General features: G+C 44.5%; 7 protein-coding genes and 1 pseudogene. 1 reads left to right on the top strand and 7 read right to left on the bottom strand.

The genetic code is table 11. The annotated features are described in order from the left end of the window. Window positions 1-386: 386 nt before the first annotated feature. The 7 genes and pseudogenes from D0T87_RS03275 to prfB all read right to left on the bottom strand — a co-directional run bounded on the left by D0T87_RS03275 (window position 387) and on the right by prfB (window position 9500). Window positions 387-566 carry a hypothetical protein gene (locus D0T87_RS03275; RefSeq protein ID WP_163172774.1) on the bottom strand — a complete coding sequence of 60 codons (180 nt, stop codon included), beginning with the start codon at window positions 564-566 and terminating at the stop codon, window positions 387-389. 846 nt (window positions 567-1412) lie between these two features. Continuing rightward, window positions 1413-2132, bottom strand: a pseudogene (locus D0T87_RS24485) (sensor histidine kinase); the annotation flags it as partial. A gap of 1460 nt (window positions 2133-3592) precedes the next feature. Then, window positions 3593-6058, bottom strand: a complete 2466-nt coding sequence (locus D0T87_RS03265; protein WP_163172772.1) for an outer membrane beta-barrel family protein — start codon at window positions 6056-6058, stop codon at window positions 3593-3595. Between the two features lie 305 nt (window positions 6059-6363). Next, window positions 6364-7662 (bottom strand): DUF4010 domain-containing protein, encoded by a 1299-nt coding sequence (locus tag D0T87_RS03260; RefSeq protein WP_163172770.1) that lies wholly within the window; start codon window positions 7660-7662, stop codon window positions 6364-6366. A gap of 11 nt (window positions 7663-7673) precedes the next feature. After that, window positions 7674-8141, bottom strand: coding sequence for a CYTH domain-containing protein (locus D0T87_RS03255; RefSeq protein WP_163172768.1), 468 nt, complete (start codon window positions 8139-8141; stop codon window positions 7674-7676). A gap of 28 nt (window positions 8142-8169) precedes the next feature. Then, window positions 8170-8301: a hypothetical protein gene (locus D0T87_RS24855; RefSeq protein ID WP_255495842.1), complete on the bottom strand. Its 132-nt coding sequence runs from the start codon at window positions 8299-8301 to the stop codon at window positions 8170-8172. Between the two features lie 85 nt (window positions 8302-8386). After that, window positions 8387-9500, bottom strand: a protein-coding gene (gene prfB / locus D0T87_RS03250) for a peptide chain release factor 2 (protein WP_163172766.1) whose coding sequence is annotated in 2 segments (ribosomal slippage) — window positions 8387-9436 and window positions 9438-9500 — 1113 coding nt in all. Because the reading frame shifts where the segments join, the coding sequence is not laid out codon by codon here. A 104-nt stretch (window positions 9501-9604) separates the two neighbouring features. Here prfB and D0T87_RS03245 point away from each other — a divergent pair. Continuing rightward, window positions 9605-12517: a pitrilysin family protein gene (locus D0T87_RS03245; protein ID WP_163172872.1), complete on the top strand. Its 2913-nt coding sequence runs from the start codon at window positions 9605-9607 to the stop codon at window positions 12515-12517. The last annotated feature ends 82 nt before the right edge of the window (window positions 12518-12599 follow it).

The following is a 12599-nucleotide window of genomic DNA, read 5'->3' as shown; positions in this document are numbered from 1 at the left end:
CGCGGTTCAAATAGCCCGCTATTCTCACCTTAAAAAGAAAACAAACAGCCTAAAAACAGCACTAAATAAAAGAACGAGCAAAATTTAAACAGGCTCTTAGCAATGAAACAATTTAGACTTTTTAAAGGGTCAATCTGAAAAGTTGCTAATTATTGTATCGTTACTATGTGGTTGGGATGCCCTAGGCATCCCAGTGGTTTGCCTAGGGCATTTCACTGGGATGGCACCGACCTTTTTTAGGACTAAAACAAAGAGATTATTTAAGTATTCAGCCTAGTTTTCTACTTGACCTCTTTTTGTTGGGTTTTGAATTAATTCGTACTAACCGCAGGCTCAGCCGGAACGGCTGTTAATCTTGGTAGCCCGTTGCTTTAGCATCGGGTTGATCAATTCGCCACCACGAAGTGCGTGCCGAAGGTACGCAGTCTTGAAAGAGTCATCACATCCCAATATCGCGTACCTTCGGCACGCATGTATAGGAGTTGGTTATTAAACCCGATGCTAAAGCAACGGGCTACCAAGATTAACAGCCGTTCGGGCTGAACCATGCGGTATAGCTTACCCATCTCTATTTCTTCATTTCCAATCCGTTATATACTAACCCTTCAGCAAAGACTATAGCAATTTAACAATTCAACCTGATTTTCGGATTGATCCTTTTTAAAGCCCCAAAATATCAAATTAATTCAAACTTGCAAACTAAAACATCAAATTGATCTATCTTTAGTCCTTTCACTTTCTTTTTAACAATCTATTTGTGTAGATTTTCATCCATTCAAAATACACTATATGCCTCAGAAGCCTTATAAGGCCCATTCGCACGTCACTAAAAAGAAGAATCTTAGCGAAAAAAGAGAAGATAGAGTGCATTTTCCACCCAAATAGGCAGATTTTCTGATAGAAAATCAAAATATTCCAATGGTTCTTTCGTCTTTTCTTGTTTAATAGGACAACCCCCTTGCTTAACAAGTCAACTCCGGGGATTAAGAAATACCGCAGCCCGTATTAAGCGTGACTGCTCACCGCGTTACTGTAGAAAGTTGACGTGTTAACGTAGCAAGTCTGTGTGTTTAACAAGAAAGCTTAAGAGGTTCTGATTTCGCTTTTTGAGCATGAAAAAATGAAAGATTCGGTAAGAAGAGTAAATTTAAAAGGTTATATTTTCTATTTCAGTCGTTTTTCCGACAAAACAAAAACAAACATACCGACAGCAAACACATGTTTTTCACAACACAAAACATATTAATTAAGAAATAAACTTTCAATTACACAGGAAATAGACACATATCCTACCATCTTGCATTTCCCAAATAGAAAATACTGAATATTTTTCAGCTACGAACATAGGTAGACGCTTTCAAGCGATTTAGAGGAGAACTGACAAAATGTAATTACCGCTCCCCGCATGGCATATACGGAATCCGGAACCAGAACGTAGAGCCCTTTCCCAGTTCCGACTTCACTCCTATTTCACCACCCAGCTGCTCAATTATTACCTGACAGATGGAAAGTCCCAGCCCTGTGCCCTGAACAAAATAATCGAGTTTCACGAAACGTTCGAAAATAGCCGATTGTTTTTCCGGTGATATCCCTGTACCTGTATCCGTCACGAAGAAACGCAGGAAACCTTCTTTTTCTTCATCCAGTTGATAACCGAAATGAATACTTCCCTTTTGGGTAAACTTTATAGCATTACCTATCAGGTTGGTCAACACCTGAGCCAGTCGGTTGCTCTCGGAATGGATGCAGCAGCCTTCAATTCCTTTAATAAAGGCCAGTTTCACATCGGGATTTTCCAGTTTGAAACGCATGGTACTTTCTTCGGCATACATCAGGTCGTTCAGGTCGAAATCCGAGTAAACAAAATCCAGCGTACCGGCCTCTATCTTAGAAAGGTCGAGTATATCATTTACCAGTTGGAGAAGCAGGTCATTGTTTTTCTCAATAATGGCCACGTATTCCCGTTTTTCCTGAGGGTCTTCTGTATTCTCCAGTATGCCCGAGAAACCTACAATGGCATTCAGCGGGGTACGTATCTCGTGGCTCATATTGGCAAGGAAGGCAGACTTCAATCGGTTGGAGTCTTCGGCTTTTTCCTTTGCGATTCTCAGTTCACGGTCGTATGCGTCGCGCTCATCCATATGAGTGTTTATCTGGTTCAACATTTTTATAATTGAGTTTTCCAGTACGGCGATCTCATCATTTTCGTTCGAACGATTGGCATGGATATAACGATCATAATCCACCTTATAATTTCCTTTAATAATTTCATTGGCTACACCTGTTATGCCTTTGATGGTTTTAATGGATTTATATATGGATAAATAAACACATATGGTCAATACAACACATACCACGCCACCAATCAGAAGGATCATCATGCTGATTTCGCGAGCGTTTTTGTAGAGTGGTTTCACCGGCATATCGACCACCATATAAATAGGATGGGTAGAGCGTTCGTGATTGACCGGGCGGATATAGATGAAAGATTGGCCCTCGAACAGGAACGACTTGTCTTCCACCGAAAACGGCATGCCTTCTACAAGCGCCCGGCGCATAGCGCCTTCGTATTTAAACTTGATTGCATCAAACAAGGACTTACCGATGACCTCTTCGCGGTATGAATACAGAATTTCTCCCAACTGATCGACAAGGAGAATTCCCTGTTTATCGTCTATCTGAAGATCATCCAGGAAGCTATAATAGTTTTTGTAGAAGGCATCCATTCCGATTATTCCTATCGTCTTATCACCATCTTTAAGAGGATAACTGATGGTCGACGTATATTTCACTCCTTTCTCTCCGTAATCATAGACTTCGAGATTATCAAGATAGAACTCGCCGGTTTGCATGGGCACATTATACCAAGGCGCTTTGTCCTTATCGCCCAGTTCCTCATAACCAGCTTCATCAAAAAATTCCTCTATTTCCCCATTCTCTTCAATAATCATGTCCAGCATAAACCAGTCTTCTGATATAATGCCTTTATCGAAGGCAATATATACATCAAAAATGTTAGGTTGGGTTTTGAGGAAGAGGGTCAGGATTTCTTTGGCCTTTTCGCGATAATCCGGAGATTTCCGGTCTAATTGCTTGATTTGCTCTCCCGCCAGCATCAATGCCGAAGAGTTGTCGAGGAAGGTAGAGCGTACTGTTTCTGAAATCTGGTTAGAATAAAATAGGGATTCATCTTCTGCTATCTGTTTTGCGTTTTTATAGAGTAGGTTGGAGGTAAACCACAATAAAAACGCCATAACAATAACAAAAGGTACGAGGCATGAAAGAAGAATTCTCGAAAATAATGTATTTGGCCTCAATTTAATCGTTGTTCGCATCTGCATTGCATAGTGAAGTCATCGCCGCAAATGTACACGAAATATTCTGATTTACAAGACTTTCTTTAGAAATATAAGACTTATAAAACGATATTTTACAATGAGCCATGCAGTCTCCTTTCGGGCCATATTGCGATGAAGGGGAATGCTACCGGCATTTGTCGCAAATGGTACCGGCATCCGAGTTGAATGCCAGTAGCATTTGGAGCAAATGCCGGTAGCTGTTTTTGGTTTTTATGCTGTAATCTAAAGAATGATCAATTACCGCCTTCGCCACCGCCGCCGCCTTCACCGCCGCCGCCCTTCTGGTCGTCGTTCTGGATGGTACGGGCTGCTTTTTTCACGCTGGCTTTCAGTTCGCCGATGCGGTAGCTGATGCTCACACCGAAGCGTTGGCGGGAGTATGAATAGCTAGAGTTCATCGTAAAGTTTTCGCCCACGGTTTCGTTTTTATGCTTTTGGTATTTCTTCAGGAAGTTTCCAGCGAAAGCACTGATTGTTAGGCGTTTGTTGATAAACGAGCGGTTCAATCCCAGGTTGTAGCCATAGAAACCGCTCCGCTGTCCTTGCAGACTTGGCGAGGGGGTTCCACCCATCACGTTAACGCTCAAACGGAGTTCCCAGGGTAGTGTATGTTGGAAACCTCCATACGCAAAACCTTCCCATCCGGTGTTATGCAAATTACGGCTGGGGCTTCGCATATCGCTGTAACGTCCATCCATATTCACATAGATACGTGTTTTAGGAGAGGCGTTCCAGTTGATATAGCCACTTAGCGAGGTAGAGCGACTCTTGCCGATATTCTCGTATGTGGAGTAAAGTACATTCTCGCCCAGTGATGTAGTGACTTCTTCTATCGAGTTGTTATTGAATGAATGCGACAGCGATAGGTTTACATTGAACTTCGATGTAAAGCTGCTATAGCTCAGGTTGAAGGAGTGACTCTTTTCTGTTTCCAGGTCAGGATTCCCCTGGCGGATATGCATCGGGTTACTATCATCTCTATATGGATTCAGGTACCAGATTCCCGGACGCCAGATACGCATCTGATAGCCGGTACGGATGTTCTGCGTATCGGTAATCTTATAGCCTATGCTTGCCGATGGCACGAAATCGTTATAGTTAACTTTAAAGTTCTGGTCGGGTATATTCTTGAACCTCACATCCTGCATGGTACGTTCAAAGCGCAGACCGGCTTTACCCGAGAACTTTTTATACCGGAGGGAGTAAGAGGCATAACCGGAAAGGATATCGTTCAGATGTTTATAGTGGCTGCTACGGTCGTTGTCTATGATATAATCGCCGCCGGCAGTGTGTTGGTTATACCGGTCATTATCGCTGATATTATTACGGATAATGTATTTCACCCCACCTTCTACGGTGTGGTACTTGCCTATCGGCGTGGTGTAATCGGCCTGAAAGGTATGCTCTGTGGTATTCTGCTCGCCATCGGAACGGTTATTCCGCAGATAGTCCAGACCTACCGTATCTTTATAGTTGATATAAGAATCGGAATTCTGAGGGCGGGTATTGATATTGTAAGAGAAGGTCAGCAGACGGCCTTTCTTAGCGAACGAACGCTGATAGTCAATGTTACCGCGAACAGAGTACCATGAGCTTTCGCTGTTGCTTAGTGTTCTATAAGAGTATATCGGATCGGTTGAAGAACTTGCAGAGTTCTCAAACCAGGTGAGCGAACTGCCATCACTATCATTACCACCTCCGTACATACCGAAAGACATGGTGATCAGGCGAAGTGTATCAAGTTCATAACTGGCTTCCAACGAGCCGTGTTGAAATGAACCTTTATTCTTTGACTCCCCGTTGGAAAGCTGGCGGGTTCCATCGTTATTCTCGCGTCTTGATTCGGAATAATTCCGCGGATTGTCATTGTAGTTGTAGTTGTACCTTCCTGTTAGCGTGAATTTATCTTTCTTTATGGTAGCAAATACACCACCGCCGGCTCCGCGATTGCTGGCATTGCCAGTGAAGGTTGCAGTATATCCATCCAATCCGCCGCCAACGGTTATGATATTCAGAATACCCCCTACCCCTTCGGCATCATATTTAGCGCCGGGATTGGTGATCACTTCAATATTCTTAATGCTATTGGCCGGCATACTTTTGAGCACTTCCGTGGGATTGTCGCTCATCATATTATTGGGCTTGCCGTTGACGTGGACTTTAAAGCTACTGCTGCCGTTTACCTGTATATTGTCCTCGCCATCTACCGTAACCAACGGAACCTTGCGAAGCATCTCAAGTACGGAGTTTGTTTTAGAATCCGGGTCGTCTTCTACGTTATATTCTATCTTATCAATGTCTACCTTTACCAGGGGTTTCTGGGCAACAATCTCAACACCTTCAAGTTCATTAGCCGAGTCGGAAGTGTATAATGTTCCCAAATCTTTGGTTCTTTCGGAAGATGAGAGATTAAATTCTTTTACTACAGCAGACTTCCCTATGGAGGTAATAGTGATAACGTAATCACCGCCACCGGTGATCTTCTCTTCAAATTTACCTTTGTTGTCGGTTACGGCCATTTTCACAGCTTGCGCAGGCGCATCTTTACGAACGATTTTAATGGTTGCGTAAGGCTCGGCCTCGAGGGTTAACGAATCCAGCAAAACACCTTTCACCGTATACGTTACAGCCGGAGTTGTTTGTGCGTTGATTGCATAAGACGCAACAAGCGCCATAAGCAGCATGATTAGTTTTTTCATTACTTGATTTGTGGTCTATTATTAAAATATACTGTATTAGAGACGATTTAGTTAAATCAGTTACATGAAGGGACAAAAGTATACTCTTTCGTTGCAATTACGAAACTCTCGGAGTTAAGAATAAATAAAATCAAAGCGCAAGGCGTTAAAGGTAGTAAAGTTGACAGAACGATGCACCCAAACACGATCGGTACTCAGCTATATAGCAGAGCGATGCTGAGGTACTTTCTCAAGGCAAATGAGAAACTTTCTCAGAGTCATTGAGGTACTTTCTCAGAATCAATGCGAAATAACCGGAAACCCGTTTAAATAAAATAGAAGATCAGCAGCAGTATAAAGTTGACCCCAATCACCAGTCCGAAACCACCCAACAGCCAGGGACGCAACTCTTTACGACGACCGGAGAAGAAAAGGGCATAGCACATGTTTACCGTTATACTACTGATGATGGCCTGCATGCTACTAGCGGCTATAACCTGGGTAGAAACCTTCGACGTATCTTGTATCAGGTTCAGGATGAAAGGAGTAATATCGCTCAATCCGGCAATAAACGACAGCACGGTCAGACCGCTCGTTCCCGCATAGATCAGCGTGTAGTGTGTCAGAAGAGTAAAAACTACAAATAGCCCGGCAAAGATGAGGGCCACTTTGAACTCAAGCGGGTTGCTATTGTCTTCTTCTTCAGGAACATCGCTCGTTTTATCCTTCTTCTTCTTTTTGCGGAAGTGGATAAATGTTCCTACCGATGCAGAAACCAGCGACATAATAAGCAGGTAGGGTAAAACCGTCTGGAAAACGGCTCCACTAAAGATAAAGATCAGGATAAGAAAGCGAAGGAACATCATGCTTACCGCAAACAGCATGGCAGCGGCATACTCGGGCACATCTTCCGGCAACGCCTTTTTACACTTCCGGGCAAGAACGGAGATGGTGGCCGTGCTACTGTACATTCCCCCTACGATGCCCGAAACCAGCACGCCCGATTCATGGAACACATAACGTTTCAACAAGTAAGAAAGGTAGGATATACCCGAAACGACAACCGTGGCCAGCCAAACGGAGTAAGGCGTGAGGTCGATGCCCGGAATAAAAGGTTCCTTCGGCAGCATGGGAAGAATAATTCCACTGATGGCAAGGAACTTCGCCAACGTGACCATTTCATCGTTCTTCATGCGCTGGGCCAATTCGGTAAACGTATGCTTCAACTCGGTCAGGAGCAATACGGTAACAACGACCATAAGGTAGAACCAGGAGGGTTGCGTTGCAACAATGGGTGCGATACAGTAAGTAATCAGTGCAATAACAATGGTGGTTACCCCGAAAACATGGAACTGCGATTGTTTTACGTAATAGTTAATGCCGAGCAGGATACCGAGAATCAGTCCCCCACCCATAAACAGTTTCATTCCCTCAGGGTCGAGGATATAGAGCAGATAACCTAATATTCCGATGAAAGTAAAGGTGCGGTCTGTACCAAAGAGCGTAGTTTCTCCTTCCCGTTTCAGACTGATTCGCCGTTGAGACAGGCCTATAAGCAACGAAAAGAGTGTCACCAGTATAAAAGTGACTAACTCTTCCGGCAGAAACTCATATAGATTCTCCATAGGTTTTCTTTTTACCAGGTGGAATACGGGCGTCTCATTAACTGCGAATTATAGTATCGCACATCACCCGTCACCTCTTCTCCAATAAATTCAGGCTTTACGAACTCCTCATTCTCATCAAGAAGTTCTACCTCAGCCATGATTAAGCCCTGATTCGCATCATAGAACTCATCTACTTCAAAGACATGGCTGCCACTACGTACATAAAATCTTGTTTTGCTTATAACTCCCCCCTCGCACAGTTTTATCAACTCGCGGGCGTCGGACACGGGAATCTCTTTTTCCCATTCAAAGCGGGTAGTACCCGACTCGTTCGTTGGTCCCTTAATGGTAAGAAACCCCTGATCGTCTGCAATACGCACTCTAACCGTCCGACCGTTAGCACTACAGATATAGCCCTGAATCATCCGGCTTTGTTTGAAAGCCTGAGATTTAAACTCTCCGCGAACCAGGAACTTCCGTTCTATCTCTTGTGCCATATAAAAAAAACTCAAGCGCCTCTATTCATCAACTAAAGAAAGAGAAGCCGATAATCATAGCCAGTCCCAGAATGATAAGTGAAACAAAGATGATCTTCACTACTTTCTGAGCCTGCTGCTCCTCTTTTTTACTATGCTTTACTTTCTTATTCTTGCTCATATCTATGTTTTTTATATCGATCTTTCCAAATTTACGAATAAAAAGAAAAGATACAAGCATTCGGGCAGAAAAATTAGTGAAACAACTATTCTTCGCCTGCGAATTCCATCAAATAGGCTTTAACAAAGCCATCCAGCTTACCGTCCATCACTCCGTTCACATCCGAAGTCTGGAAGTTCGTGCGGTGGTCTTTTACCCTGCGGTCATCGAATACGTAGCTTCGTATTTGCGATCCCCATTCGATTTTCTTCTTTCCGGCTTCAATCTTGCGTTGCTCGGCCAGGCGTTTTTGCAGTTCAATGTCATATAGTTGTGACCGCAACAAACGCATGGCATTCTCGCGGTTATCCAACTGCGAACGTGTCTCGGTGTTCTCGATCAGGATTTCCCGTTCCTCGCCCGTGTCGGGGTCTTTGTATTTATAACGCAAACGGACGCCGGTTTCCACCTTATTCACGTTCTGTCCACCGGCACCACCCGACCGGAACAAGTCCCAGGTAATAGCAGCCGGATTGATCTGCACTTCAATCGTATCGTCAACCAACGGTGAAACGAATACCGAAGCAAAAGAAGTCATTCGCTTGCCTTGTGCATTGTAAGGCGAAACGCGCACCAAACGGTGCACACCATTCTCCCCTTTCAGGTAACCATAGGCGTAGTCGCCCTCCACCTGAATGGTACAGGCCTTAATTCCGGCCTCATCACCTTCCTGTAAGTTAGATATGGTTGCTTTATATCCGTGATCCTCGATCCAGCGCAGGTACATACGCATCAGCATAGAAGCCCAGTCCTGGCTTTCGGTACCTCCGGCACCGGAGTTGATCTTCAGCACGCAACCCAACTGATCGGCTTCTTCGCGAAGCATATTCTTCAGTTCCAGGTTTTCGACTGCTTCTATGGCGTTTTTATAGGCTTCGTCCACCTCCTGCTCGGTAACGAGTTCGTCTTTGTAGAAATCAAACGACAGTTCCAGCTCACCGGTCAATGTTTCGACTTCACCGTATCCGTCGATCCATTTCTGTAGGCCTTTAACCAGTCGCATCTGTGCTTCGGCCTTCTTCTGGTCATCCCAAAACCCGGGAGCCTGTGTTCTTAATTGCTCTTCTTCGACTTGAATTTTCTTCCCGTCGACGTCAAAGATACCTCCTCAGCGCATCTGTGCGCTCTTTCACGTCTTTTAGTTGTTCAATAGTAATCATATTATTTAAATTAAAGAGGGCGAAATTACAAAAAAAAGAGGGCACTCTCAACTATTTTCCTACCTTTGTTCTAATCTATAACCCTAAATACGTTTCTGAGTATGATGAAATCGTTCGTAAAATTAGGAACATTATTCCTAGCCCTTATTGCCATCACAGCCTGCACAGGCCAAGGCAAGTACGCTTATGAAACCGTCGCCAACGATCCACTGAAAGCCCGCATCTACACACTAGACAACGGCCTGAAGGTTTACATGACTGTAAACAAAGAAACACCACGCATCCAAACCTACATTGCCGTGCGGGTGGGCGGAAAGAACGACCCGGCAGAGAACACCGGACTGGCACACTACTTCGAACACCTCATGTTTAAAGGTACAGAACAATTCGGCACACAAAACTACGAAGCAGAAAAACTCCTCTTAGGACAAATCGAAGAGCAGTTTGAAGTATATCGCAATACCACAGACGAGGCCCAGAGAAAAGCAATCTACCAAACCATAGACAGCCTTTCTTACGAAGCTTCCAAGCTGGCCATCCCCAACGAATACGATAAATTGATGGCTGCCATCGGTGCCAACGGAACAAATGCGTATACGGCATTCGATATGACGGTATATACCGAAGACATTCCATCCAACGAGATAGACAACTGGGCTAAGATCCAGGCCGACCGCTTTAAGAACAACGTTATCCGTGGCTTCCATACCGAGCTGGAAACAGTATACGAAGAGAAGAACATGTCGCTCACGCGTGATCCGCGGAAAGTATACGAATCTATACTGGCTGCACTCTTCCCACACCATCCATACGGAAACCAAACCGTACTGGGTACACAAGAACACCTAAAGAACCCATCCATCACTCGCATTAAAGAGTATTACAAAACATGGTATGTGCCCAACAATATGGCCATCTGTTTATCCGGCGACTTCAACCCGGACCAGATGATTGCAACCATCGACCAATATTTCGGCGATATGCAGCCTAATCCGAATCTGCCTAAACTACCAACTACTACAGAAACACCTATCACTGCACCCATCGTGCGCGAGGTCCTCGGTCCGGATGCAGAAAGCGTAGCCATCGGTTGGAGATTCCCCGGAATAGCCACCCACGACTACGAGATGCTGACCATCCTGTCGCGCATCCTTTATAATGGAAAAGCCGGTCTTATCGACCTCGACCTGAACCAGCAACAAAAGGTTATCGGTGCATCGGTATACGCCAGCGGAATGACAGATTACTCCTTCCTGATGGCTCAGGCACGCCCTAAAGCAAACCAAACACTTGAAGAGGTAAAAGACCTCATCCTGGGCGAAGTTGAGAAACTAAAAGCCGGCGACTTTGACGAGAAGATGCTCCAGGCTACGATCAACAACTTCAAGCTTATGCAAATGTACCAGCTGGAACACAACTGGGTACGGGCAGATATGTTTGTTAACGCTTTCATTCATGGCGTAGATTGGAAAGACGAGGTTGTATCACTAGACCGTATGTCGAAGATCACCAAAGACGAGGTCGTTGCCTTTGCCAACAACTTCCTGAAGGATAACTATGCAGTGATCTATAAGAAACAAGGTAAAGACCCGAACGAAAAGAAAATAGATAAACCATCTATCACTCCTATCGTAATGAACCGCGATACAGCAAGTGTATTCCTGAAAGAGATACAGAACACCGATGTTAAACCCATCGAACCGGTATTCGTTGATTTCAGTAAAGACCTTGCACAACTAAAAACCGGCAGTGGTATTCCTGTATTCTACAAAAAGAACGACCTGAATGATGTGTTCCAACTCATTTACTTGTTCGATATGGGAAACAACAACGACAAAGCCCTGGGTACCGCTTTCCAATATATGAAATACCTGGGAACCTCTACAATGCCCCTTGAGCAACTCAACAGCGAGTTCTATAACCTGGCATGTTCATTCAATGTTTCACCGGGAAGCGAGCGCACGTATGTAACGCTAAGCGGACTAAGCGAAAATATGCCTAAGGCATTGGAACTGTTCGAAACGCGACTATCAGATGCACAGGTAAATAAAGAGACATATACCAATCTGGCTGCCGACATTATCAAGTCGCGTAATGATGCCAAGCTTAACCAAATGCAGAACTTTGGCCGTTTGGTTAACTATGCAACATGGGGTCCGAAGTCTCCCACAACAAATATTCTTTCCGCCGATCAATTGAAGAATATGGACCCACAGGAGTTAGTAGATCGCATCCACCAGCAGAATAGCTACAAGCACCGCATATTATATTACGGACCGAAGAGCGAAAAGGAACTGCTAACCTTACTGGACGAACAGCACAAGACCCCTAAAGACCTGAAAGATATCCCCGTGGGAGAAGACTTCACCAAACAGCAAACTACGGCTACCAAGATATTCATTGCACCTTACGATGCAAAACAAATCTATATGGCCCAGATATCTAACCGAGGTGAGACATTCGACCCCACTATTGAGCCTACACGCGAATTATATAATGAGTATTTCGGTGGTGGCATGAACTCAATCGTATTCCAGGAAATGCGTGAGAGCCGCGGCCTCGCATACTCGGCATGGGCAGGAATTGTAGTTCCTTCATATTTAAAGTATCCATATGAGGTGCGCACCCAGATTGCAACCCAGAACGATAAGATGATGGATGCAATCACTACATTCAACGATATTATCAATAATATGCCTGAGTCGGAAGCGGCGTTTAAGCTAGCGAAAGAAGGCATGATCACCAGACTGCGTACAGATCGTATTGTGAAGAGCAGTGTAATCTGGGCATACATCAATGCACAGGATCTTGGCCAATCGGTTGATAGTCGCATCAAACTGTATAACGATGTTCAGAACATGACGCTACAGAATGTAGTTGACTTCCAACAGAAATGGATCAAAGACCGGATATATACGTATTGTATATTAGGCGATGAAAAGGAACTGGATATCAAGAGTCTTGAAAAGATCGGGCCTATCCGGAAACTAACACAAGAAGAAATCTTTGGCTACTAGTCCCGAAGCGGGGCGGCGGCGAGGCCAGGTTTCCATGCGGATGGTGCGCCGCCAGGTTTAACGTATACTGTAGGGGCGGTTC

It is taken from the genome of Bacteroides sp. 51, assembly GCF_010500965.1.
In the GTDB taxonomy this organism is placed as follows: Bacteria; Bacteroidota; Bacteroidia; order Bacteroidales; family Bacteroidaceae; genus Bacteroides.
The sequence above is the reverse complement of the archived record's forward strand: the minus strand, read 5'-3'. Positions and strand labels throughout refer to the sequence as shown.